Annotated in this window: 24 protein-coding genes; 11 read left to right on the top strand and 13 right to left on the bottom strand. The window is 66.8% G+C overall.

The genetic code is table 11. The annotated features are described in order from the left end of the window. The first annotated feature begins 46 nt into the window (after positions 1-46). Both ASE58_RS01170 and proC read left to right on the top strand, forming a co-directional pair. Complete coding sequence (locus ASE58_RS01170; protein ID WP_055760750.1) at positions 47-547, top strand: YbjN domain-containing protein; 501 nt, start codon at positions 47-49, stop codon at positions 545-547. Further along, the gene (gene proC, locus ASE58_RS01165) at positions 544-1350 is read left to right on the top strand and encodes a pyrroline-5-carboxylate reductase (RefSeq protein WP_055817157.1); all 807 of its coding nucleotides are present in this window, start codon (positions 544-546) and stop codon (positions 1348-1350) included. Before ASE58_RS01170 ends, proC begins: the two co-directional genes overlap by 4 nt. 132 nt (positions 1351-1482) lie before the next feature. Here the strand turns inward: proC and ASE58_RS01160 are convergent, their stop codons facing one another. Beyond that, positions 1483-1959, bottom strand: coding sequence for a MarR family winged helix-turn-helix transcriptional regulator (locus tag ASE58_RS01160; RefSeq protein WP_235513444.1), 477 nt, complete (start codon positions 1957-1959; stop codon positions 1483-1485). Positions 1960-2044: 85 nt separating this feature from the next. Between ASE58_RS01160 and ASE58_RS01155 the strand changes: the two genes are divergently transcribed. After that, the gene (locus ASE58_RS01155) at positions 2045-3133 is read left to right on the top strand and encodes a branched-chain amino acid aminotransferase (protein ID WP_055817152.1); all 1089 of its coding nucleotides are present in this window, start codon (positions 2045-2047) and stop codon (positions 3131-3133) included. A gap of 92 nt (positions 3134-3225) precedes the next feature. Here the strand turns inward: ASE58_RS01155 and ASE58_RS01150 are convergent, their stop codons facing one another. From ASE58_RS01150 to ASE58_RS01130, 5 genes are all read right to left on the bottom strand, one after another. Further along, positions 3226-3768 (bottom strand): hypothetical protein, encoded by a 543-nt coding sequence (locus ASE58_RS01150; protein WP_055817150.1) that lies wholly within the window; start codon positions 3766-3768, stop codon positions 3226-3228. Positions 3769-3845: 77 nt separating this feature from the next. Next, positions 3846-5024 carry an acetyl-CoA C-acyltransferase gene (locus ASE58_RS01145; protein WP_055817148.1) on the bottom strand — a complete coding sequence of 393 codons (1179 nt, stop codon included), beginning with the start codon at positions 5022-5024 and terminating at the stop codon, positions 3846-3848. Positions 5025-5041: 17 nt separating this feature from the next. Then, a complete protein-coding gene (locus tag ASE58_RS01140) occupies positions 5042-5497 on the bottom strand; it encodes a MaoC family dehydratase (RefSeq protein ID WP_055817146.1) in 456 nt (151 codons plus the stop codon). A 125-nt stretch (positions 5498-5622) separates the two neighbouring features. Further along, positions 5623-6774, bottom strand: coding sequence for a mechanosensitive ion channel family protein (locus ASE58_RS01135; RefSeq protein ID WP_082467531.1), 1152 nt, complete (start codon positions 6772-6774; stop codon positions 5623-5625). A 9-nt stretch (positions 6775-6783) separates the two neighbouring features. After that, a complete protein-coding gene (locus ASE58_RS01130; RefSeq protein ID WP_055817145.1) occupies positions 6784-7830 on the bottom strand; it encodes a DNA topoisomerase IB in 1047 nt (348 codons plus the stop codon). A 92-nt stretch (positions 7831-7922) separates the two neighbouring features. Here ASE58_RS01130 and ASE58_RS01125 point away from each other — a divergent pair, with 92 nt between their 5' ends. After that, entirely contained in the window at positions 7923-8477 is a 555-nt protein-coding gene (locus ASE58_RS01125) for a type 1 glutamine amidotransferase domain-containing protein (RefSeq protein ID WP_055817144.1), read from the top strand. A 79-nt stretch (positions 8478-8556) separates the two neighbouring features. Here ASE58_RS01125 and ASE58_RS01120 read toward each other — a convergent pair whose 3' ends face one another. The 4 genes from ASE58_RS01120 to ASE58_RS01110 all read right to left on the bottom strand — a co-directional run bounded on the left by ASE58_RS01120 (position 8557) and on the right by ASE58_RS01110 (position 12529). Then, the gene (locus tag ASE58_RS01120) at positions 8557-9612 is read right to left on the bottom strand and encodes an acyltransferase family protein (protein WP_055817143.1); all 1056 of its coding nucleotides are present in this window, start codon (positions 9610-9612) and stop codon (positions 8557-8559) included. Further along, positions 9609-10964 (bottom strand): DUF5935 domain-containing protein, encoded by a 1356-nt coding sequence (locus tag ASE58_RS01115; RefSeq protein ID WP_055817142.1) that lies wholly within the window; start codon positions 10962-10964, stop codon positions 9609-9611. Before ASE58_RS01115 ends, ASE58_RS01120 begins: the two co-directional genes overlap by 4 nt. Next, positions 10957-11121 (bottom strand): hypothetical protein, encoded by a 165-nt coding sequence (locus ASE58_RS18170; RefSeq protein WP_156347553.1) that lies wholly within the window; start codon positions 11119-11121, stop codon positions 10957-10959. The genes ASE58_RS01115 and ASE58_RS18170 overlap by 8 nt, the downstream gene beginning before the upstream one ends. Positions 11122-11386: 265 nt before the next feature. Further along, positions 11387-12529, bottom strand: coding sequence for a glycosyltransferase family 4 protein (locus tag ASE58_RS01110; protein ID WP_055818084.1), 1143 nt, complete (start codon positions 12527-12529; stop codon positions 11387-11389). A 93-nt stretch (positions 12530-12622) separates the two neighbouring features. On the opposite strand from ASE58_RS01110, the gene ASE58_RS01105 reads away from it, so the two are divergent. From ASE58_RS01105 to ASE58_RS01080, 6 genes are all read left to right on the top strand, one after another. Further along, positions 12623-12835 (top strand): DUF2945 domain-containing protein, encoded by a 213-nt coding sequence (locus ASE58_RS01105; protein ID WP_055817140.1) that lies wholly within the window; start codon positions 12623-12625, stop codon positions 12833-12835. Between the two features lie 113 nt (positions 12836-12948). Further along, complete coding sequence (radA, locus tag ASE58_RS01100) at positions 12949-14316, top strand: DNA repair protein RadA (RefSeq protein ID WP_055817138.1); 1368 nt, start codon at positions 12949-12951, stop codon at positions 14314-14316. A gap of 83 nt (positions 14317-14399) precedes the next feature. Continuing rightward, positions 14400-14921 (top strand): CvpA family protein, encoded by a 522-nt coding sequence (locus tag ASE58_RS01095; RefSeq protein ID WP_055817136.1) that lies wholly within the window; start codon positions 14400-14402, stop codon positions 14919-14921. Positions 14922-14974: 53 nt separating this feature from the next. Continuing rightward, positions 14975-15412, top strand: coding sequence for an iron-sulfur cluster assembly scaffold protein (locus tag ASE58_RS01090; RefSeq protein WP_055817135.1), 438 nt, complete (start codon positions 14975-14977; stop codon positions 15410-15412). Beyond that, positions 15412-17196, top strand: a complete 1785-nt coding sequence (locus tag ASE58_RS01085) for a cation:proton antiporter domain-containing protein (RefSeq protein WP_055817133.1) — start codon at positions 15412-15414, stop codon at positions 17194-17196. The genes ASE58_RS01090 and ASE58_RS01085 overlap by 1 nt, the downstream gene beginning before the upstream one ends. 88 nt (positions 17197-17284) lie before the next feature. After that, on the top strand, positions 17285-17620 hold the full coding sequence (locus ASE58_RS01080) for a DUF423 domain-containing protein (RefSeq protein WP_055817131.1): 336 nt from the start codon (positions 17285-17287) through the stop codon (positions 17618-17620). 33 nt (positions 17621-17653) lie between these two features. On the opposite strand, the gene ASE58_RS01075 is transcribed toward ASE58_RS01080, so the two are convergent. The 3 genes from ASE58_RS01075 to ASE58_RS01065 form a co-directional block, all read right to left on the bottom strand. Continuing rightward, on the bottom strand, positions 17654-18091 hold the full coding sequence (locus ASE58_RS01075) for a GNAT family N-acetyltransferase (protein WP_055817128.1): 438 nt from the start codon (positions 18089-18091) through the stop codon (positions 17654-17656). A gap of 161 nt (positions 18092-18252) precedes the next feature. Next, complete coding sequence (trpE, locus tag ASE58_RS01070) at positions 18253-19749, bottom strand: anthranilate synthase component I (protein WP_055817126.1); 1497 nt, start codon at positions 19747-19749, stop codon at positions 18253-18255. After that, positions 19746-21698 (bottom strand): peptidylprolyl isomerase, encoded by a 1953-nt coding sequence (locus ASE58_RS01065; RefSeq protein WP_055894713.1) that lies wholly within the window; start codon positions 21696-21698, stop codon positions 19746-19748. Before ASE58_RS01065 ends, trpE begins: the two co-directional genes overlap by 4 nt. A 129-nt stretch (positions 21699-21827) precedes the next feature. On the opposite strand from ASE58_RS01065, the gene tpiA reads away from it, so the two are divergent. Further along, a complete protein-coding gene (tpiA, locus tag ASE58_RS01060; protein ID WP_055760804.1) occupies positions 21828-22574 on the top strand; it encodes a triose-phosphate isomerase in 747 nt (248 codons plus the stop codon). The last annotated feature ends 16 nt before the right edge of the window (positions 22575-22590 follow it).

The raw sequence follows: 22590 nt of genomic DNA, 5'->3' as shown, positions 1-22590 counted from the left end.
GCCGCGCCGCGTGACGCAGGGCACGCGAGCGGTTAAAGACGTGGGGATGATATTGGACGAAGTGGAAGAGGACGGCGATGACGCCGTGCCGATCGACACGCTGGAGCGCTATTTCGCGGCGCACGGCTGGAAGCATGAGCGCGACGGTGACGAGATCGTCGCGCATGTGAAGGGCAGCTGGACCGAATTCGAACTGCGCGCGATCTGGCGCGGCGAGGACGGCGTGCTGCAATTCCTGGCGCTGCCCGACGTTCGTGTCGCCGACGAACGGCGCGCGGCGATCTATGAAACGATCGGCCTGATCAACGAACAGCTGTGGATCGGCCATTTCGAGCTGTGGTCGTCCAGCGGCATCCTGCTCTATCGCCACGCCGCGATGCTGCCCGAGGAGCCGGTGTTGACGATCGATCAGGCGGAGATGATGATCGACGCCGCGATCGATGAATGCGAACGCTTCTATCCGGTGTTCCAGTTCGTGCTGTGGGGTGGCAAGAGCCCCAAGGAAGCGATCGCCGCATCGATGATCGAGACGCAGGGCGAGGCATGAGCGTGCTGCCCGGACCGTTGTGGCTGATCGGCTGCGGCAATATGGGCGGCGCGATGCTGGAGCGGTGGATCGCCGATGGTGTCGATCCGGCGGCGATCACCGTCGTCACCCGATCGCCGCGCGCGGTGCCGTCCGGCGTAACCCACGCGACGACGATCCCGCAAGACGGCCCGCCGGCCATCGTCGTGCTGGCGATCAAGCCGCAACAACTGGATGAGGTCGCACCCGATCTTGCCCCGCGCATCGCCGGCGTGCCGCTGCTGATTTCGATCCTTGCCGGGGTCGAGGAGGCGGCGCTGTCCCGTCGGTTCAACGCCAGCACCATCGTCCGCGCCATGCCCAACCTGCCGGTCGCGATCGGGCAGGGGGTGGTCGCGCTCCATTCGCATGGGCAGCACGATGCCGCCCGCGCCACCGCCGCCCGGTTGATGGCGCCACTGGGGCTGGTCGAGTGGATCGACGATGCCGCGCTGTTCGACGCGGTGACGGCGCTGTCGGGCTGTGGTCCGGGCTTCGTGTTCCGCTTCATCGACGCGCTGGCCGCTGCCGGCGCTGCGCTCGGCCTGCCCGCCGATCAGGCACAGCGCCTCGCCATCGCCACGGTGCAGGGGTCGGCGACAATGGCCGCCGGGTCGGAAGCCTCACCTGCGACGCTCGCCGACCGCGTTGCCAGCTCGGGCGGTTCGACGCGGCAAGGGCTGAACGTGCTCGACGACAGCGATGCGCTCAAGCGGTTGCTGGCGGCGACACTGGCGGCGTCCCAACGGCGTAACGCGGAAATGGCGGCAGCAGCGCGGAGGTAATTCCTTTCCGCCCAGGCGATACCCGGCCCTTATCGTCACCCCGGGCTTGACCCGGGGTCCCGCTTCTTATTCTTCTTCCGACCGCGCAAAGAAGCGGGACCCCGGATCAGGTCCGGGGTGACGAAATGGCACTCAGGGTCGCCCCAGCGCCGCCACCGCCGCCTTGTCGCCCGCCGGGATCAACCCCTCCAGCACGGCCCAGAATCCGCTGACCGCATCCTGCCCCGCGCCTGAATAGGCGCGCGACAGCTTCGCGTTCAGCATCTCGTACAGCCGCGCCTCCAGCGCCTGTCCCTCAGTCGTCAGTTTCAACAGCCGTTGCCGCGCATCACGGTCGCCCGCCCGGCTTTCGACCAGCCCACGCCCCGACAGGTCGTTCAGTACCCGGCCCAGCGATTGCTTCGTGATCGCCAGCAACCGGAGCAGCTCGCTGACCGACAAATCCGGTCGCCGTGCGATGAAATACAGTGCGCGGTGGTGTGCCCGGCCCAGGTTCTGCGCCGCCAGTTCCTCGTCGATGCTGCGCGTTAAATGACTATAGCCGAAATACAGCAACTCAATCCCGCGCCGCACCTCGGCCTCGCGCAGGAACAGGGCAGAGGCGGTCATGGGTTGCGCGGAAGATGGGGCAGTCATGTTGACCATTTGTGCCATCCGGCCTACCCCTCCGCAAGCATTCATCCAAGAGGACGCCATGACGCAGCCGAGCTTCGCCTTCGAACCCCATGCGACCCCGGTCGCGGCGAGCGAGCGGGCCGCGCGGATCGTCAACCCCGGCTTCGGCCGCGTCTTTACCGACCATATGGCGACGATCCGCTGGTCGGAGGACAAGGGCTGGCACGACGCGAAGATCACCGCGCGCGCGCCGATCGTCATGGACCCGGCCGCCGCCGTCCTCCACTATGCGCAGGAAATCTTCGAAGGGCTGAAGGCCTATACGCTGCCCGACGGCGGCGTCGCGCTGTTCCGTGCGGAGCAGAATGCCGCGCGCTTCCGTCGCTCGGCCCACCGCCTTGCGATGGCCGAACTGCCGGAGGATCTGTTCGTCGCCTCGTGCCGCGAACTGACGCTCGCCGAGCGCGACTGGATTCCGGCAGGCGAGGGCAGCGCGCTGTATCTCCGCCCGTTCATGATCGCGAGCGAGACGTTCCTCGGCGTGAAGCCGTCGGCCGAATATCTCTATTGCGTCATCGCCTCGGCGGTCGGCAATTACTGGCCGGGCGGTGCGAAGAGCATCTCGCTGTGGGTATCGAAGGAATTCACCCGCGCCGCGCCCGGCGGCACCGGTGACGCCAAGTGCGGCGGCAACTATGCCGCCAGCCTGCTCGCCCAGTCGGAAGCGATCCGCCAGGGCTGCGACCAGGTCGTGTTCCTCGATGCGACCGAGCGTCGCTGGGTCGAGGAGCTGGGCGGCATGAACATCTTCTTCGTGTTCGATGACGGCACGATGCTGACCCCGCCGCTGACCGGCACGATCCTGCCCGGTATCACCCGTGATTCGATCCTGACGCTGGCCCGCGACGTCGGGATCACGGTGCGCGAGGAACGCTATTCGATCGATCAGTGGCAGGCGGATGCCGCCAGCGGCCGCCTGGTTGAGGCGTTCGCCTGCGGCACCGCCGCTGTCGTCACTCCGATCGGCAAGGTGTCGTCGGCGGACTTCAGCTTCCAGATCGGCGATGGCCAGCCGGGTGAGCGGACGCAGGCACTGCTGAAGCAGTTGACCGACATCCAGCGTGGGCGGAGCAACGACCCGCATGGTTGGATGCAGCGCATCGGGTGACTCCAAAGCCCTCTCCCCTTCAGGGGAGAGGGTTGGGAGAGGGGGAGTGCACAACGCCGGGTCGTGCGCTGGCCGTCATCTCGGGCAGCCCGCTACTCGGTCACCCGCTTGTAATAATGAAACGGCAGCCAACTGGCGACATGCTCCCAGCCTTCGGCTTGCATGCGCGTGGTATCGCTGCCGGTCCCGATCCGCCGGCAATATTCCCATGTCTGTTCGCTAGGACGGAAGCTGAGGGTCAGTGCGCCAAGCGCAACCAACTCATTACCCTTCCTGCCTTCCCCCGCCAGAATCCGCAGTTCGTTGAACGCCGTCGCGCCCGTTCGAACGAACGTTCCGTTATCCACCCCTTCCTCGGCATGGCCAGTAGCCCGGCCGAAGCGCTGCTGCGCCGCCTGCTTGCTGATGCCCAGCGTCTTGCCGATTTCCGCCCAACTCATGTCGGCCCGCCTCGCGGCAGCGATCCATTGGTTCAGGTTCAGCCGCGCTTCGTCGGCAACGACATGTGCCGCGACGATGGCTTCGGCAAAATCAGCCTTGCCCAGACCTGAAAAGGGCGGCTCGCGTTCCTCCGCCCAGTCAAGGATGATGGACGCCGTCCTGGTCCGCAACCACTGTTCTTCCTGCATCCGCATCTGCCGCTCCGTCAATAATGGGTTGACGGAGTAGCAATCAACCATTGACGATAACTAGTCAATAGAATGTTGACGGGTCAAAGTACCTCGAACAACCCCGCCGCGCCCATGCCGCCGCCGACGCACATCGTTATGACGACGTACTTCACCCCGCGCCGCTTGCCTTCGATCAGCGCGTGGCCGGTCATTCGCGCGCCCGACATGCCGTACGGGTGGCCGATCGAGATCGCGCCGCCATTGACGTTCAGCCGGTCGTTCGGAATGCCCAGCACGTCCTGGCAATGCAGCACCTGCACCGCGAACGCCTCGTTCAGCTCCCACAGGCCGATATCGTCGACCGACAGGTCGAAGCGTTCGAGCAGCTTGGGCACGGCATAGACCGGGCCGATGCCCATCTCGTCGGGTTTGGTGCCCGCAACTGCCATGCCGATATAGCGCCCCAGCGGCTGGAGGCCGCGCGATGCGGCCAGCGACTCCTCCATCAGCACGCAGGCCGACGAACCGTCCGACAACTGGCTGGCATTGCCGGCGGTGATGACCGCCTGTTCGCCCATCACGGGCTTCAGCGCCCGCAACCCCTCGATCGTGGTGTCGGCGCGGTTGCCTTCGTCCTTGGTCAGGGTGACCTCGTGGGCCGATACTTCCTTCGTCGCCTTGTCCACCACGTTCATTGTTGAGGTGACGGGCACGAGTTCGGCATCAAACAGCCCGGCGGCCTGCGCGGCGGCGGTGCGCTGCTGCGACTGAAGCGCATAGGCGTCCTGCCGTTCGCGCGAGATGCCGTAACGCGCAGCCACGATCTCGGCGGTCTGGAGCATCGGCATATAGATGTCGCCGTGCATCGCCAGCAATTCCGGATCGGGCGCGACGCGCATTTGCGGTGTCTGGACGAGGCTGATCGACTCCACCCCGCCGGCGACGCAGATATCCATTCGGTCGTGGACGATCTGCTTGGCGGCGGTGGCGATCGCCATCAGCCCGCTGGCGCACTGCCGGTCGATCGACATGCCCGACACGCTGATCGGCAGACCGGCACGCAGCGATGCGTTGCGCGCGATGTTGTTCGCCTGATGCCCCTGCTGCATCGCCGCGCCTAGCAGCACGTCGTCGACCTCCGCCCCCTCGATCCCGGCTCGCTCGACGGCGGCGCGGATCGAATGGGCGGCCAGCGTCGGTGCGGGTAGGTTGTTGAACGCCCCGCGATAGGCGCGGCCGATGGGCGTACGGGCGGTCGATACGATGACGGCAGAGCGCATGGGAAATCCTCGGGGCTTCAGGTGAAGAACTGGCTGATCCATTCGGCGATCAGCGCGGGCTTGTCGGTGCCGTCGACCTCGACGGCATATTCGGTCGTCTGCTGCCACTGGCCCGGCCGCTTTTCCTCCATCGCCAGCAGCGTAAAGCGACCGCGGATGCGCGCGCCGGCACGGACGGGGGTGAGGAACCGGGTGCGGTTGCCGCCGTAATTGACCTGCATCCGCGTGGCGGCGATCCGCGGCTGATCGCTCAGCGCCGCGAGGCGGGGCATCAGCGACAGCAGCAGGAAACCATGGGCGATAGTGCCGCCGAACGGCGTCGCGGCGGCGGCGATGGGGTCGACATGGATGAACTGACGATCGCCAGTCGCATCGGCAAAGGCATCGATCATGCCCTGATCCAGCGCAATCCAGTCGGATCGCCACACCGCCCCGACCTGCGCCGCCAGTTCCTGTGCCGTGATGTCGGCCACTACGATCCTCTCCCGATCTTTCGGGCGATCATAGTGCCGGTGGAATGCGTCGCAAGCCGAAACGCACCAGGAAGTCTAAAATCGGGCTGACGCTGTAAGGATTGTGGCAGACCTGATCTTCGAAATCATGGCTGGACGGGTACCGGGTCGACGATTGTTCCGTCCGCCCGCGCGGTCAGGTTGACCTGCGTCGGATAGGCGATCTCGATCCCTTCGGCGGCGAAACGGCGCAGGATCGCGATGCCGACCGCCGTCCGCCCGTCGTAAAAGGCGGCATAGTCCGCGCCCGCCGAATCGAACAGCAGCTCGAAATCGATGCTGGACGCGCCGAACCCGATCAGCCCGCAGCGCACGAAGGCCCGGTCCTGCGCCTCGACCACCTCGCGCAGCATGGCGGGGATGCGCGCGCAGGTTTCGGCATCGGTCTGATAGGTGACGCCGACCACTAAGGACGCGCGGCGATGCGCGCGGCGGGTGTTGTTGGTGATTTCCTTGTCGAGCAGGTTTTTGTTGGAAATGATCCGCTCTTCGCCGGTGACCGATCGGATGCGGGTCGATTTCAGCCCGATCTCGGTGATCGCGCCGTCGGTTTTGTCATAGCTGACATTGTCGCCCCGCCGGAACGGCTTGTCGAAGATGATCGACAGCGCGGCGAATAGGTCGGCAAAGATGCCCTGCGCCGCCAGACCGATGGCGATGCCGCCGACGCCTAGCCCGGCGACCAGCCCCGTGACGTTCACCCCCAGATTGTCGAGCACGACGATCAGCGCGATGGCGAACAGCGCGAAGGTGACCAGCAACCGGATCAGCCCCATGGCGGATGCCAGCGCCTCGCCATGATAGCTGTCGCTGGCCGTACGCCGCTCAACCGCGCCCAATATGACCTCGCGTGCCCAGATCGCGGCCTGGAACACGGCGGCGACGGTAAAGAGGAATTCGATCGTAGCGGTCACCATCGGCGGTGCGCTCGCATAACCGTCGACCAGCTTAGCCGCGAGCATCACCATGAAGAACAGCCCGGTACGCCCGACGGCGCGGCCGGCGACGCTGCCCCAGCCGGCGCGATCCTCCTCCGCCAGCTTCAGCGCCCAGCGGCGCAGCAGCAGCAGGGTGACGACGATCAGCGCGCCCGCGCCCAGCGCGATCAGCACCTGCAGCCAGTTCTCGGCGATCCATCGTGCGCTGTCCTGCAGCAGCAGTCGCGCCTGCGCCTGTGCCTGGCCCGTATTGAAGCCCTGTTCGACCGTTGCGACCGGCGACGCTTTCTGTACGCTCATGAAATCCTTTCAGGCGGCGGCGGGCAGGCGCTCCTGCGCCTCCAGCAGCGCGATCAGTCCGCGTTCGTGGCGGCTGAGATATTTGACGGTGCGCGGCAGGCGGAGCGTATCGCGAAACGCGCTCTGCCCGTCCTTGACCAGATCGATCAGCAGCGGATGGACATAGGATTTGCGGGCAATGGCGGGCGTATTGCCCAGCGCGTCGACCACCGGGCCGAGCATCGTCTTGAGGGTGATATCCGCATCCGCCTCGGCCAGCGTGGTGAAGGCCAGCACACTGGCGCCCCAGGTGCGGAAATGCTTGGCGGTGAAGTCGCCGCCCATCGCCGCGCGGATATAGGCGTTGACGTCGCTCGAGGTGACCGGATGCGTTTCGCCTGATTCATCGACCCAGCGGAACAGATGCTGCCCCGGCAGGTCCTGGCATTTGCGCACGAAGCTGGCGAGCGAGCGGTCGGTGATGGTCAACACGCGCATCTTGCCCGACTTGGCACGGTATTGGAGCCTCAGCTTCGTCCCGGCGAGTTTCGCGTGCCGTTTGCGCAGCGTCGTCGCGCCGAAGCTCTTGTTGACCCGCGCATAGCCTTCGTTCCCGACGCGCACCCGCCCGAGGTCGAGCAGTCGCACCACCGCCGCCACCGCGCGGTCGCGCGACAAGGTGCGCTTGGCCAGGTTCTGTTCGACCTGCGCGCGTAGTTTCGGCAGGGCGTGGCCGAACGCCGCGCATCGATCGTACTTGGCGCTTTCCTGCGCTGCGCGGAAATCGACGTGATAGCGATATTGCTTGCGACCCTTTTCATCCCAGCCGATCGCCTGGATATGGCCGATGGGATCGGGGCAGAACCACGCGTCGCGATAGGCCGGCGGCAGGCCGATGGCATTCAGCCGGTCGATTTCGGCGCGTTCGGTAATGCGCTCGCCATCGGCATCGTAATAGCCCCAACCGCGCGTCAACTTCTTGCGGGTGATGCCCGGCGCGTCGCAATCGGAAAAGACGCAGCCGGCGGGGCAGGGAATGTCGTCGTCGGCTGGTTCGATCGGGCTGTCCCTGCGCATGTCCCGATCAATGTTCGGCTCGTCGCTTCGTTCCGGAACCGGCGTGGGGCCAACCGGTTACGACCGGACCACCCCGCACAGGAGATTTCCCGATGGCCGACCTCGCCAATGCCCGCGTGCTGATCCTCGCCACCGACGGGTTCGAGGAATCCGAACTGTTCGATCCGCGGCAGGCGCTGCTGGATGCCGGCGCGACCGTGACGCTGGCATCGATCAAGACCGACCCGATCCAGGGCGTCGTCCAGGACAAGGAAGAGGCGCGGAAGATCACGCCCGACCTGACGCTGGATGCGGTCGATACCGAGGAATATGACATGCTGCTGCTGCCCGGCGGCGTCGCCAGTCCGGACGCATTGCGCATTCAGGAGCGCGCGGTCGAAATCGTCAGCGAATTCATGGACGACGACAAGATCGTCGCCGCAATCTGCCATGCGCCGTGGCTGCTGGTGGAGGCCGATGTGGTCGACGGCCGCCGCGTCACCAGCTGGCCATCGGTGCGCACCGACCTGGAAAATGCCGGGGCCGAGGTGGTCGATGAAGAGGTCGTGATCGACGGCAATCTCATTACCAGCCGCAAGCCCGACGACATCCCCGCCTTTTCGAAGGCAGTGATCGAGGCGCTGCAGGAAGAACTCGCCGAGGCGTGAGGTAATGGGGGCGGGCGCTCGCTAGCCTCTCCACTGGCGTCACCCCGGATCAACGCCGGGGTGACGACTTTGGTGAACGTCAGGCGGTAACCATCCGTCGCCGATCTCCAACCCTGTTAAGCCACGTCTGCGCCGGGCGTTCGACGCCGCGATACAGCAGCTCCGACGACAGGATCACCGCAACGACATACAGCGCCAGCACCCATGCCGGCGCGTCGGCGGCATCCTGCACCAGCAGCAGCTTGAACACGAACCACAGCAGGAAATGGCCGAGATAGGTGGCATAGCTGATCTCGCCCAGCCGATAGATCGGTGCCCATTCCAGCGGGTTGCCGCGCCGGTTCGACGCAAGTCCGACGGCGAGCAGCAGGCATGCGAGCGCAGCCGGCAGCGACTGCGCTTCCGACAGCAGTTTCAGCCCCCATGCCGCTGCCAGGCCGAGCGCGAGGACCACCGCGATCGCCGCGATGCGGTCGCGCCCCTGCCAGCGCAGCCACAGCGCACCGATCGCGGTCCCGGCCGCGAACTGGATCACGCAGCGGACGACCGCAAAGCGTTGCAGGTCGCTGCCCAGGCCATCCTGACCGCATAGCGGCAGGATACCGAACAGCAGCACCGCGACGAACCCGACCAGCACCACGCTCGGCACTTTTCGCCAATCGATGGCAACCGCCAGCAACGGGAACAGCAGATAGGCGGCGGATTCGGCCGAGATCGACCATGCCGGATCATTCCATTTCAGCGGATCGACGAACCCCCAGCTTTGCAGCAGCACGACGTGCAGCGGCAGTTCGGCAAAGGGGAAGCGGTCGATATTGCGCCCGGTCACCGCCAGCACGCTCGCCAGTGCGACCGCACAGGCCAATACGAACAGGTGGAGCGGCCAGATGCGCGCCATCCGCTTCCACAGGAACCGGCCGGCGACGGGAAAACCACCCTCGGCAAAGCGACGGCCCCACGACAGCCAGATCACGAAGCCCGACAGCAGGAAGAAGAAATCGACCGCCAGATAGCCCTTGGCGATGGCAGATTCGACCGCCGGATGCATCTCCGCCATCGATCCGCGCAGGTGGAACAGCACGACCCACCATGCCGCAAGCCCGCGCGCACCGGTCAGCGCCTTCAACTCGTTCATGCGGTGACCGCCTCCTTCCTGCGACGCTGGATCGGGTTCCACGCCCGTTCGGATCGCTTGCGCGCCAGATAAGTGTCGAGCCCGATCTGCGCGCCGATCAGCATGAAGACGAACGGCTGGAAGGCGATGGCGACGAAATTCGCGCCGAACAGATAGACGATGTGCCCGTTCTGCAACGCCGCAGCCAACGGCACGACCCACGCCTCGCCCTCCGCCGCCTTCGCATAGCGCCGCCGCAGCACCTCCATTCGGAACAGCCCGCCGAGGTTGATCAGCAGCCAGATCGCGAGGCCCGGATAGCCCTGCTCGCCCAGCATTTCGAAATAGGCCGAGTGGTAAGCGCGCCCGGCATCGACCTCTAGGCTGCGCTCGACCGTCTGGTTGCCGCCCTCGCCGACGACCGCGACCTTTTCATAGCGGATGCGGTTCTGGAGATAGGCGACGAAGCCCCCGCCGAACGGGTTCTGCTTCACGTACTCGAGCGTCCACATCCACACCGCCAGCCGGGTCGAGGCCGACGCATCGGACTGGTAGGTGCCGATCGTCTCCATCCGCTGGGTAAAGGCCGATGGCAGGAACGGCACCGCCATCAACCCGGCCGCACCGGCCAGCGCCAGATAGGTCAGCCGCCGCTTCACGTCGCGCAGCATCAGCACGCCTAGCAGGACGATGCACAGCAGCCCGGTGCGCGTCGACGTGCCGACCGGGATCAACATGCACGAAAAGATCAGCGCATAGCAAAAGGCGCGCACCCGCCAGTCGGGCGGGAACACCGTGCCGAATTTGCTGAACCACAGGATCAGCGGGATGATCGCGATGGCGACCGTCGAGATCGTCGACCCTTCGTACAGGCCGGCATTGTTCGACACCATCAGGTTGAGTTCGCCGTATCCGCCGCCCGACCCCAGCGTCTTGATCCCCCCGACGATGATGATCGACGCGGCGGACAGTACCATGAACAGCAGCAGCGATTCGATCCGCAGTTTGGTGCGCAGCGTCAGCGGCAGGAAGATGGCGAAGGCCAGCGCCTTCCATACCCATTCCCACTTGAACTGCGCCTCGACCGGGAAATCGGCGGTCTTGGTCGTCCAGAAGCAATAGAGCAGCAGGGCGAGCATCAGGAACTGGCGCGGCGCCATCCGCGTATCGCGCTTGTCGTCCACCGCGACCCACGCCAGCACCGCGAGGCCGCACGCGATCAGCGAGATCGGAATCGAATTGAGCAGCAGATAGGTCAGCCGCTGCGGCGATACGATGTCGATATAGACATAGGTCAGCACGAACACGAACGGCTTGCGAAACCCGGCCGCGAACAACAATCCCAGAAAGGCGACGAAGACGAGATCACGCACCGAAGCGATCCCGTCCTTTACGCGGGCTGTCGTCCCGCACGCGTTCGTCGTCGAGATCGGGCCGCCGCAGCAACCGCCACGCCGCGAACAGCATCAGCAAATGGGTCAGCCCCAGCGAGAAATTGTCGATCATCGGCGCGGGAACCCTCAACGTCACCCGCAGCACTAGCGGATACGGGTTGATGCGACGTTAAGCGATCGGCGGGCCAGGGGCCAGGCACGCCGCCCTCCCCGTCACTCCCACGCCCAACCACCCGTCACCCCGGGCTTGACCCGGGGTCCCGCTTTTTCTTCTCTACGGCCGGGAAAAAGCGGGACCCCGGATCAAGTCCGGGGTGACGAAGAAGGGGTGCAGATCACCACGTCGTCATTCCCGCGAAGGCGGGAATCCATACCGCAACGTCGCGGCCCCAGCGCCGCCGCTACCCGCGAACGATCTTCAGATACGCATCCAGCACCGACTGGTTCGCCGTGTCCCAGCGATAGCCCTTGGCCGCCTCATGCCCGGCCAGCCCCATGCGCCAGCGCAGGTCGGCATCCTCGCACAGCCGGGCGATCGCATCGGCATAGGCCGGCACGTCGCGCGGCGGCACCAGGAAGCCGGTCGTCCGGTCCTCGACCATGCCCACCGCGCCGGTCGCGCGTGCGGCGACGACCGGCACGCCGGCGGCCATCGCCTCCAGCGTGACGTTGCCGAACGTCTCGGTGATCGATGGGTTGAAGAACACGTCCATCGACGCGACCGCGCGGCCCAGATCGTCGCCAGCCTGAAACCCGGCAAACACCGCATGCGGCACGCGTTCGGCGAACCAGTCGCGCGCCGGCCCTTCGCCTATCACCAGGATGCGGTGCTTGACGCCGCGCCGCTGCAATTCGGTGGCGACGTCGGAAAAGACATCCAGCCCCTTTTCCAGCACCAGCCGCCCGAGGAAGCTGACCGCCACCTCGTCATCGCCGATGCCCAGCGACCGCCGCCAGTCGAGATCGCGCATCGCCGGGCTGAACCGCTGGTGATCGACCCCGCGCGACCAGATGCCGATGGGGGAGGTGACGCCCCATTCGCGCAGCAGGTCGGCCATGCCGCGTCCGGGCACCATCACCTGATCGGCGCGATTGTAGAACCGCTTCGACAGCGCGACCGCCACCGGCTCCAGAAACCCGATGCCGTAATATTGCGGATAGGTTTCGAACCGGGTGTGGAGCGAGGCGAGCGTCGCGATCCCCTTGTCCCGGCCCCAGCTGAGCGCCCGGTGGCCGAGAATGTCCGGCGCGGAGACATGGACGATATTCGGCGCGAACGCTTCCAGATCGGCGCGCGTCTTCGCGGTCAGCCCGCGCGCCAGCTTATATTCGCCGCGGCCGCCGGGCATTCCGTAGGCGGGCACGCTGACCAGATCGCCGGTCGGGGGAAAGGCCGGCTTGTCGGTCGTCGGCGAATAGACGCGCAAGGTGACGCCGTGGTCGAGCAGGTGGCGCGCAAGCCGGTTCAGCGCCTGGTTGGCACCGTCACGGACATAATTGTAGTTTCCGCTGAACATCGCGATGCGGAGCTGGGAAGGCTTCATCCGCGTGCCCATAGCGCCGGAACGCCGGTCACGCCACCGGAACGCTTGGCCACCGCAACGGGTTGACCCGCCTGACAAACAGGAGCGGACACGATGAGCGACAGCTACAAGAAGGGCCAGACCGTCAAATGGTCGTGGGGCAACGGCACGGCCGAGGGCAAGGTCGAGGAGCGCTTCGAGAAGCGCGTCCAGCGCACGATCAAGGGCAGTAAGGTCGTAAAGAACGGCACGAAGGAAAATCCCGCCTATCTGATCGAACAGGACGACGGCGCCAAGGTTCTGAAAAGAGGCAGCGAACTCGACTAAAATCCTCCCCGGTACGGGGAGGGGACCATCCGCAGGATGGTGGAGGGGGCTATCCGTAAACGCAGCGTCGACCGGATATTCCCCTTTCGTTCCCCGTCTGCTACGGCCCGCGCATGGCAAAACCCCAGAAGCGCTATGTCTGCCAGCAATGCGGATCGGTTTCCTCAAAATGGGCGGGGCAATGCGCCGATTGCGGTGACTGGAACACGCTGGTCGAGGATGCCGGCGCGGTCGTCACGCCCTTTTCCGCGCGGCATAACCTGCAAAGCGGCGGACGGCCGATCCTGTTGTCGGGCCTCGACACCGACATCGCGTTGCCGGAACGTCTCCAGACTGGAATCGCCGAGCTCGACCGGGCGCTGGGTGGCGGGTTCGTCGAGGGATCGGCGACGCTGATCGGTGGCGACCCCGGTATCGGCAAATCGACCCTGCTGCTACAGGCCGCCGCCAAGCTGGCGTTGGCGGGTAAGGGCGTTGCCTATGTCTCAGGCGAAGAGGCCGCCGATCAGGTCCGCCTGCGCGCGCGGCGGCTGGGGCTTGGCAATGCACCGGTGCAACTGGCGGCGGCGACGTCGGTGCGCGACATTCTGACGACGTTTGGCGGATCGGCCGCGCCCGACCTGCTCATCATCGATTCGATCCAGACAATGCACAGTGACCTGATCGAAGGGGCACCGGGCACGGTCAGCCAGGTCCGCGCGTCGTCGGGCGAACTGATCCGCTTCGCGAAGGAACGCGGCACCGCCGTCGTGCTGGTCGGTCATGTCACCAAGGACGGGTCGATCGCCGGCCCCCGCGTGCTTGAACACATGGTCGACACGGTGCTGGCATTCGAGGGCGAGCGCAGCCATCAATATCGCATCCTGCGCGCGGTCAAGAACCGCTTCGGCGGGACCGACGAGATCGGCGTCTTTGCGATGGAAAGCGAAGGATTGTCCGAAGTTTCAAACCCTTCGTCGCTGTTCCTGACCAGCCGCGATGAAAACGTCACCGGCACCGTCGTCTTCCCCGCCCTGGAAGGCACGCGCCCGGTGCTGGTCGAGGTGCAGGCGCTGACCGTCCGATTGGCGTCCGGCGCGACCCCGCGTCGCGCGGTCGTCGGCTGGGATTCGGGCCGCCTGGCGATGATCCTCGCAGTGCTGGAGGCGCGCTGCGGATTGGCGTTCGCTACCGCCGAAGTCTATCTGAACATCGCCGGCGGGTACCGCGTAACCGACCCCGCCGCCGACCTCGCCGTCGCGGCGGCACTGGTGTCGGCGCTGTCGGAGCGACCGATCCCGTCCGATGCGATCGTGTTCGGCGAAATTGCGCTGTCGGGGGAGGTGCGGCCGGTCGCGCACGGTGCGCTGCGGCTGAAGGAGGCGGGCAAGCTCGGCTTTTCCCGCGCGCTGGCTCCGGCTGCGCAGGCGGAGGGCGGGGCGATCAAGCTGTCGGGGTTCAAGGATTTGCCCAGATTTGTGGATTACATGCTGGGCCGCTGAATCCTCCCTGGCACGGGGAGGATCAGTGATGCGCCCCAACCACCACCTCGACAATCCCCCCGCCGCCCGGCATAGCCTCGCCCATGGGCCTGACCTCGCTCGACATCGCCGTCCTTTGTACCGTCGGCGGCGCGGCCGTGCTGGGCTTTCTGCGCGGCTTCGTCACCGAAGTCCTGTCGCTGGGCGCATGGGCGCTGGTCGTGCTGCTGCTGAAACTGTTCCACACGACCGTCGCCGCCGCGCTGGTCGCGCCGACCGGCACGGCGGGCGGCGCGGCGACGCTGGCGTTCGCGCTGATCGCCGGCACGGGCTATTTCGCCGGGCGGCTGGTCGCCAACGCCGTGGGTGCGCGTACGCGTGCCTCGGTCCTGGGGCCGGTCGACCGTGCGCTGGGCTTCGGTTTCGGCGCGTTGAAGGGGTTGATCCTCGTCAGCCTTGCCTTTCTGCTGCTGCTGCTTGCCGCGGACTTCATCGGTGGCGGCCCGACGCGTCGCCCGTTATGGATCAAGAACGCGCGCACCTATCCGCTGCTCAACGCCACCAGCATCAGCGTCGTCGACTTCATCGATCGCCGCCGCCGGGGCGAACCGGTGTTCGGCGAATAGAAAAAGCCGCCCCGCGACTCGCCACCGTCACGAACCCGCCCTACATCGGGCCGGTGAGCGCAAACCTGTACAATACTGAAATCCTCCGCCTTGCTGCCGAAACCGCGCAGGCCGTCCGCCTTTCCGACCCGCAAGCCTCCATCGAAAAACGCTCGGCTGTCTGCGGCAGCCGGGTAACGGTCGATATCGCGCTCGGCGATGATGGTCGCGTCGCCGGCGTCGGCATGCTGGTGCGGGCCTGTGCGCTGGGTCAGGCATCGTCGGCGCTGCTGGCGCGGGAAATTGTTGGCAAAACCCCTGCCGAGCTTGCCGCCGCCAGCAATGTGCTGTCCGCTTGGCTGGCCGGGGAGGGGGATGTGCCCGAGTGGCCCGGCCTGACCCTGTTCGAACCGGCCCGCCCGCACAGCGCGCGCCATGCCTCGATCCGCCTGGCCTTCGAAGCCGCCGCCGAAGCCGCCGCACAGGCCGCCGGTCAGCGGGCCGCCGCCTGATGGAACACGGCACCGCGTCGCTGCTCCATGATTTCGCGCCGTTGCTGGGCGCGGCGCTGGTCTTCGTTCTCATTTTCCGCAAGCTGGGCCTCGGTGCCACGCTCGGCTATCTCGTCGCCGGGTCGGTGGTCGGGCCGCAGGTGCTGGGGCTGGTCGGCAATGCCGAGTCCAAGCTGGCCATTGCCGAGCTCGGCATCACGTTGCTGCTGTTTCTCGTTGGTCTGGAACTGTCGCCCTCGCGCCTGTGGCAGATGAAGCGCGACATCTTTGGCCTCGGGTTGTTGCAGGTCGTGCTGTGCGGCGTTGCGATCACCGGCGTCGTCTGGCTCGCCACCCATTTCAGCTGGGCCGCCGCCATCGCGCTCGGCCTGCCGCTGGCGCTGTCCTCGACGGCGCAGGTGCTGCCGATGCTGCAATCGGCCGGCCGCATGAAGACGCCGTTCGGCGAACGCGCCTTTGCGATCCTGTTGTTTCAGGACCTGTCGATCGTCCCGCTCATCACCATCGTCGCCGCGCTGTCGCGCAATCCCGCCGATGCCGGTGGCCCGCCGGGGTGGCAATTGGCGCTGTGGACCGTAGGCGCGGTCGTCGGACTGATTTTGGCGGGGCGGTTCCTGCTGCGGCCGCTGTTCCGCCTAATCGGCAATATGGGCGAGCGCGAGATGTTCGTGTTCGCCGGGCTGTTCACCGTCATCGCCAGCGCGGCGGTGATGCAGGCGCTGGGCCTGTCGACGGCGCTCGGCGCGTTCATCGCCGGCGTGATGCTGGCCGACAGCCCGTACCGCCACGAGCTGGAGGCCGATGTTGAGCCGTTCCGCTCGATCCTGCTTGGGCTGTTCTTCCTCGCGGTCGGCATGATGCTCGATCTGGGGGCGATCGTCGAACGTCCGGTATTCGTTATCGGCATGGCGCTGGCGCTGATCGCGACCAAGGGGCTGGTGATCTTCGGCCTCGGCCGACTGTTCGGCATGCCGTGGCGCGGCGCGCTGGCGCTGGGCCTGCTGCTCAGTCAGGGCGGTGAATTCGGCTTCGTCCTGTTCGCGCAGGCGCAGAACGCCCTACTGATCGCGCCCGAAGCGGCCAGCGTGTTCGGCGCAATTGTCACCCTGTCGATGGCCACCACGCCGTTCCTGATGATGGCGACGCGCAAGTTCCGTGCAGACCCTGCCAGGAAACGCGGCGAAACGCCCGAAGGGCCGCGCCACGACGGTGCCAGCGCGGTCGTCGCCGGCTATGGTCGTTTCGGACAGACCGTTGCCCAGATGCTGCTGGCCCAGGGGATCAGCGTCACCGTCATCGACCGCGATGTCGAGATGATCGAGATCGCCGACAGCTTCGGCATGAAGGTCTATTATGGCGATGGCACCCGCATCGACCTGCTGCGCCTCGCCGGGGCGCAGGACGCCGCGCTGCTGCTGTTCTGCGTCGATGGCGATCCGTTCGAAACCGACACGATCGAGGCGATCCATCAGGCGTTTCCCAATGCCGGCATCTTCGTGCGCGCCTATGACCGCCGCTCGGTCGTCAAGCTCGCCGGTGCCCCGGTGCAGGGCGTGTTTCGCGAAGTGCTCGATTCCGCCGTCACCATGGCGCGCGCGGCGATGGTCAGCGTCGGCGTGGATGATGGCGAAATCGACCGGACCGAGGATCTGTATCGCAAGACCGACGCGAAGCGCCTGTCGCAGCAATCCGAAACCGGCGATCTGAAACAGGGCCGTGACATGATCTTCACCCATGCCCGGGTCGGCGCGACGTCGGACGCGCCACAGGGCGACGCGGAATGAAGGGGCGGCCGATCGGCGAGCGCGTGGGTTTCGCGTTGGCCGGGTTGCGTTTGACGGCGATGGTCACCGATCCATGGGAGTTGTTACGATGAACCTCCTGCTCCTTGCCGCTGCGCTGTCGGGTGCCATGGCGGTCGCCGCTGGGGCATTCGGCGCGCATGGCGCTTCCGGCCCGGCGGCGGACTGGCTGAAGACCGGGGGGCAATATCAGCTCGCCCACGCCATCGCCGCGCTGGTCGCGATGAACCTTGGCGCGCGGGGGCCAGGCTGGCTGTTCGTCGCCGGCGGGTTGCTGTTCGGCGGTTCGCTTTACGCCATGGCGCTGGGTGGCCCGCGTGGGCTGCTGGGGCCGATCACCCCGCTCGGTGGACTGGCGATGATCGTCGGCTGGCTCTGGCTCGGCTGGATCGCGCTGCGGCGATAGCCGGGCCGGAGCCGTTACCGGCGCCGAACGGGCTCAGCCGACGGCGATGGTATAGGTATGAAACTGCGCGTCGCGTTCCCATCCGGCGCGGACGTACAGCGCGTGCGCCGCGCTGTTGTCGACCGCCGTCGATAGCGTCATCCGCGCTGCCCCGACCGACCGCGCATGGGCACAGGCCGCGTCGAGCAGCGCCGCTCCGACGCCCCGCCCGCGCGCCTCCGGAGCGACGAACAGATCGTTCAGGATCAGCGTCATCCGCATCCGCGCGGAAGAGAAACACGGATAGAGCTGCGTGAACCCGGCGCCGTCCGCTGCCAGCAGGATCACCGACTCTTCACGATCGAGCCGCTCGGTCAGAAACCGCCGCGCCCCGTCCAGGTCGCTGTCATACCCATAGAACTGGCGATAGGCATCGAACAGCGGCACGATGCGGTCGATATCCTGCAACGTCGCACGGCAAATAGTCACCATGGTCTTTCTCGCTCCTCGGGACGGGAACGCCTGCTCCCGCCCGTCCGTGGAATACTGTTCCAACCGACGAATCATGCGATTTCCGATATTTGGCCGCATGTCGCCGCCAAATAGTCTACTGCGGTAACCTGAACGTACCGCAAACCCCGCCGAATTCCGCGCTATTGTCCGAAACGAACCTTGCCCGCCTGTGCTACCGCCTCGCGCGCGGCGGCCAGCAGCGCGCCGGCCTTCGCCTCGCACTCGCGCTGTTCATAGGCGGGGTCGCTGTCGGCGACGATGCCCGCGCCCGACTGGACGTGCATCATCCCGTCCTTGACCACCGCCGTGCGCAGTACGATGCACGAATCCATCGATCCGTCGGGGCTGAAATATCCGACGCCACCGGCATAGGCACCGCGTCGTTCGCGCTCCAGTTCGGCGATGATCTGGCAGGCGCGCACCTTCGGCGCGCCCGACACCGTGCCCGCCGGAAAACCGGCGAACAATGCGTCCAGCGCATCGGCATCCGACCGCAGCGTGCCGACGACGTTCGACACGATGTGCATGACGTGGCTGTAGAATTCGACGGTATAGCTGTCGGTCACCCGCACGCTGCCGGTCGATGCGACCCGCCCGACATCGTTACGGCCGAGGTCGAGCAGCATCAGATGCTCGGCGCGTTCCTTGGGATCGGCGAGCAGGCTCGTGCGGTTCGCCTCGTCCTCCGCCGCCGTGCTCCCACGCGGACGGGTGCCGGCGATCGGGCGGATCGTAACTTCACCGTCGCGCAGTCGAACCAGGATTTCCGGGCTGGACCCGGTCAGGGCAAAGCCCGGCAGGTCGAGATGATAGAGAAACGGCGACGGATTGATCCGCCGTAGCGCCCGGTACAGCTCGAACGGTTCGAGCGGGAACGGGGTGGTGAAACGCTGCGCCAGCACGACCTGAAAGATATCGCCCGCCGCGATATATTCCTTCGCCGCCGCGACCATCTCGCCATAGCGGCCGGCGGGCAGGGTGGGGGCAAGCGCCAGTTCGGGCACCTCCGCCAGTCGCGCGGGCGCGGGCAGGGCCGCCGCGTCCAGCGCCGCCGCCGTCGCCTCGATCCGCTCCGCTGCCATCTCGACGCTCGCCCCCGGCCAGACCGGCGCGACGACGAACAGCGTGTCGGACAGCCGGTCGAACACCAGCAGCACGGTCGGCCGCACGAACATCATGTCGGGCAGGCCCAGCGCGTCCTCCGCCGCCTGCGGCAGCGTTTCGACCAGCCCGACCGTTTCATAGCCGAAATAGCCGACAAGGCAGGCGAGCGCACGCGGCAGCGCGGCCGGCACGTCCATCCGGCACTGCCCGACCAGCGTGCGCAGCGCCGCCAGCGTCGGCTCCTCGCAGGGGACGAAGGTGTCGCGATCGGTCAGCCAGTCGGCGTTGATTGCCGCGGCATGCCCGTCGCCACGAAACACCAGATCGGGGGCCAGCCCCAACAGGCTGTAGCGCCCGCGCACCGACCCGCCCTCGACCGATTCGAGCAGGAAGTCGCCGCGTCCGGGCTGGATCAGCTTAAGCGCGGCGGCGACCGGCGTTTCGGTATCGGCAACCCGCGTGGTCCACAGCAACGCCGGCCGCCCCGCCGCCAGCGCGGCGCGGGCGGCGTCCAGCCCCTCGATCCCGTTCATTGTGCCGGCGCGGGCGTGGCCCCGCCGACCAGTTCGTTGCGCACGCGATTGATCGTCTGCTCGTTGCGCTTCACGCCCACCTGCCGACGAACCGCCTCGACGAACTGTTCGGCATATTCGTTGCCGCTCATGCGACGCAGCTCGCGGCCGACGCCGGTGATTGCCGCCTTGTCGTTGCGTGCGTCACCGCGCTGGATGCCGTCCAGATAGACGATCAACCAGCCTTCGCCGTTCGGCGCGGCGGTCAGCTTCGCCTTTTTGGGCGCCATCGAGAACATCAGCTGCAGCGCGGCCGGAACCTGCGCACCCAGCTGCGACAGCTGGGCGCGCGATGCGGTGACTGGGCGCGGCGCGGGCAGGCGGGTGCCCGACTGGGCGACGGCGGTGTTCAGCGGCATGCCGCCATTCACCTTGGTCAGGATCTGCTGCGCGACGGCACGGGCGGCCTTCAGCGCCTGATGCTGCCGGTACTGGCCGATCACCTGCTCGCGAATATCGGCCAGCGGGCGCGGCGCGGCGCGGGTCACTTCGCCGGTCGATACCAGCGCAAAGGTGCCATCGGCCGCCGTCTGCACGATCTGCGGTGCGTCACCCGATTCCGCCGCGAACCCGGCCTGCAGGATCGGGGTCAGCGCCGGATCGGGCTGGGCCGGCTTCAGCGGGTCGATGCCCTGCGCGGTGACCGGAGCGGTCGCCTGCGCCGACAGGTTCGAATCCTTGACGATTTCGTCGAAGGTCGCGCCGTCGGTAATGCCGCCGTCGATCTTTTCCTGGATCGCGCCCAGCGCCGTCGCGCCCTTGGTCTTGGTCAGCTCGGCGACCAGCTCCGGCCGGGCCTGCTCGATCGTCTTGCCCGGTACCTGCGTGATGGCATCGACCTTCAGCACGACGAAGCCCAGCGGCGACTGGATCGGCCCCTCGACCGCACCCTGCTGCGCGCCGAAGGCGGCATCGGCGACGGCGGGCGAGGTCTTGCCGGCAAGCTGCCCCTTGGTCTGTCCGGCGAAATTCGTCGCTTCGAGGCCGATCGCGCTGGCGGCGGTGCTCAGCGCCTGCCCGCCGCGCACTGCCTGTGCCAGCTTGTTGGCAGCAGCCTGATCGGCCACCACGACCTGCGACACGGTGCGGGTCTGCGACGCGGCAAAGCGGGCAGCGTTGGTGCGATAGGCTGCCAGGATCTCGGCGTCGGTCGGCGCCGACTGCGCCAGGACGCTTGCCGGGGTCACGATCGCGTAGCGGATCACGCGACGCTCGGGCACGGTATAGCGCGCGCGGTTCGCGGTGTAATAGGCCTGCAACTGCTGGTCGGTCGGAGCCGCCGGCGCGGGGAAGGCGGCGGTCGGTACGATCGCGACCTGCCCGCTGCGCGCTTCCTTCGCGAGCGAGGCGTAGGGCAGCGCCAGCTGCTGCGGCAGATAGCTGCTCTCCACGGTGCGGGCGAGCATCAGGCGGGTGAGGGTCGCGCGGCGGATATCGTCGCGCAGCTGCTGCGGCGTGATGCGCGCACGCGCCAGCGCCTGTTCGAAGGTGCGCTGATCGAACTTGCCGTCCAGCCCCTGGAACGCCGGCAGGCTGGCGATCTGTCCGTCGACATAGCGGTCGGACACGACCAGCCCGTGATCCTGCGCGAACTGACGCAGCGCCGCGTCCGAAATCGCACGGTTCAGCGATCCTTCAAAGCCGCCGCGCGCGATATATTGCGCGGTGTCCAGCCCCGGCTGCTGCTGCGCTGCCTGCTGCACGTCGCCCCGGATACGCTCGGTCAGCGCGGTGTCGGTGATCTTGTCGTCGCCGACCGTCGCCACGGTTGCCCCGTTGCCGCCCAGCGACGACGGGCGCAGACCGTTGAGATCGGCCATGGCAAAGCCGATGGCGATGACCGCCAGCAACAGCAGGCCGACAAAGATGCCGACCTTCGACTTGGTCATGCGCCTGAAGAAACCGAGCATCCGTGCAACCGATCGAAAGGAATGAAAGGATGCCGCTTTAGAAGGCGGTCGCGCCCGCTTCAAGGTTGCGTGGAACGCCACATGCGCTATCGGCTGTAGAACATGTAAAACACCTGGGGAGCCGTGGGTATGAGTCGTCGCAAGCTGGTAGCCGGCAATTGGAAGATGCACGGGCTTCGCGGGCAGCTGGCCGAAATCGCCGCGATCGATGCCGCTGCTGCCGCCGCGCCCGGGGTCGATGTGGCGCTGTGCGTGCCCGCGACGCTGGTCCACCCCGCGTCGGAGATCGCCACGACGATGCAGATCGGCGGGCAGGATGTCCATGCCAATGATCGCGGCGCGCATACCGGCTGCGTCTCCGCCGAAATGCTGCTCGAATCCGGCGCGACCATCGTCATCGTCGGCCATAGCGAGCGCCGCGCGGACCAGAACGAAACCAGCCACGACGCCTGGGCCAAGGCGGCAGCGGCGCGCCGCCACGGGTTGAACGTCATCCTGTGCTGCGGTGAGACCGAAGCGGAGCGCGATGCGGGGCGCGCCGAGCGCGTCGTGCAGGCGCAGATCGAAAAGTCGGTGCCGGAGGGGGCGAGCGGCGAATGGTTCACGCTCGCCTATGAACCGCGCTGGGCGATCGGCACCGGGCGCACCCCGTCGGCGGACGAGATCGCGCAGGTTCATGCGATCGCCCGTGCAAAGCTGCGTCAGATGGTCGGCGACGCCGCCGATGGCATCCGCATCCTCTATGGCGGGTCGGTGACCGGCGCCAATGCCGCGTCGATCCTGTCGATCGACGATGTGGATGGGGCGCTGGTCGGCGGGGCCAGCCTGACCGCCGAAAAGTTCGTGCCGATCATCGAGGCGGCGGCCAGCCTTTGATCGTCGGGCGACGGCG

The sequence above is a fragment of the Sphingomonas sp. Leaf9 genome (assembly GCF_001421355.1).
GTDB lineage: Bacteria > Pseudomonadota > Alphaproteobacteria > Sphingomonadales > Sphingomonadaceae > Sphingomonas.
Note: the sequence above shows the minus strand (reverse complement) of the source record. Positions and strands in the feature narration are given on the sequence as shown.

Coding starts and splice junctions, on each gene's coding strand:
- ASE58_RS01170 (WP_055760750.1), top strand. CDS start 47: ATGATATTGGACGAAGTGGAAGAGGACGGCGATGACGCCGTGCCGATC.
- ASE58_RS01110 (WP_055818084.1), bottom strand. CDS start 12,529: ATGAAGCCTTCCCAGCTCCGCATCGCGATGTTCAGCGGAAACTACAAT.
- ASE58_RS01160 (WP_235513444.1), bottom strand. CDS start 1,959: ATGACCGCCTCTGCCCTGTTCCTGCGCGAGGCCGAGGTGCGGCGCGGG.
- ASE58_RS01080 (WP_055817131.1), top strand. CDS start 17,285: ATGAACCTCCTGCTCCTTGCCGCTGCGCTGTCGGGTGCCATGGCGGTC.
- ASE58_RS01105 (WP_055817140.1), top strand. CDS start 12,623: ATGAGCGACAGCTACAAGAAGGGCCAGACCGTCAAATGGTCGTGGGGC.
- ASE58_RS01075 (WP_055817128.1), bottom strand. CDS start 18,091: ATGGTGACTATTTGCCGTGCGACGTTGCAGGATATCGACCGCATCGTG.
- ASE58_RS01085 (WP_055817133.1), top strand. CDS start 15,412: ATGGAACACGGCACCGCGTCGCTGCTCCATGATTTCGCGCCGTTGCTG.
- ASE58_RS01095 (WP_055817136.1), top strand. CDS start 14,400: ATGGGCCTGACCTCGCTCGACATCGCCGTCCTTTGTACCGTCGGCGGC.
- ASE58_RS01155 (WP_055817152.1), top strand. CDS start 2,045: ATGACGCAGCCGAGCTTCGCCTTCGAACCCCATGCGACCCCGGTCGCG.
- ASE58_RS01135 (WP_082467531.1), bottom strand. CDS start 6,774: ATGAGCGTACAGAAAGCGTCGCCGGTCGCAACGGTCGAACAGGGCTTC.
- ASE58_RS01120 (WP_055817143.1), bottom strand. CDS start 9,612: ATGAACGAGTTGAAGGCGCTGACCGGTGCGCGCGGGCTTGCGGCATGG.
- tpiA (WP_055760804.1), top strand. CDS start 21,828: ATGAGTCGTCGCAAGCTGGTAGCCGGCAATTGGAAGATGCACGGGCTT.
- proC (WP_055817157.1), top strand. CDS start 544: ATGAGCGTGCTGCCCGGACCGTTGTGGCTGATCGGCTGCGGCAATATG.
- trpE (WP_055817126.1), bottom strand. CDS start 19,749: ATGAACGGGATCGAGGGGCTGGACGCCGCCCGCGCCGCGCTGGCGGCG.
- ASE58_RS01150 (WP_055817150.1), bottom strand. CDS start 3,768: ATGCGGATGCAGGAAGAACAGTGGTTGCGGACCAGGACGGCGTCCATC.
- ASE58_RS01125 (WP_055817144.1), top strand. CDS start 7,923: ATGGCCGACCTCGCCAATGCCCGCGTGCTGATCCTCGCCACCGACGGG.
- ASE58_RS01145 (WP_055817148.1), bottom strand. CDS start 5,024: ATGCGCTCTGCCGTCATCGTATCGACCGCCCGTACGCCCATCGGCCGC.
- radA (WP_055817138.1), top strand. CDS start 12,949: ATGGCAAAACCCCAGAAGCGCTATGTCTGCCAGCAATGCGGATCGGTT.
- ASE58_RS01130 (WP_055817145.1), bottom strand. CDS start 7,830: ATGCGCAGGGACAGCCCGATCGAACCAGCCGACGACGACATTCCCTGC.
- ASE58_RS01065 (WP_055894713.1), bottom strand. CDS start 21,698: ATGCTCGGTTTCTTCAGGCGCATGACCAAGTCGAAGGTCGGCATCTTT.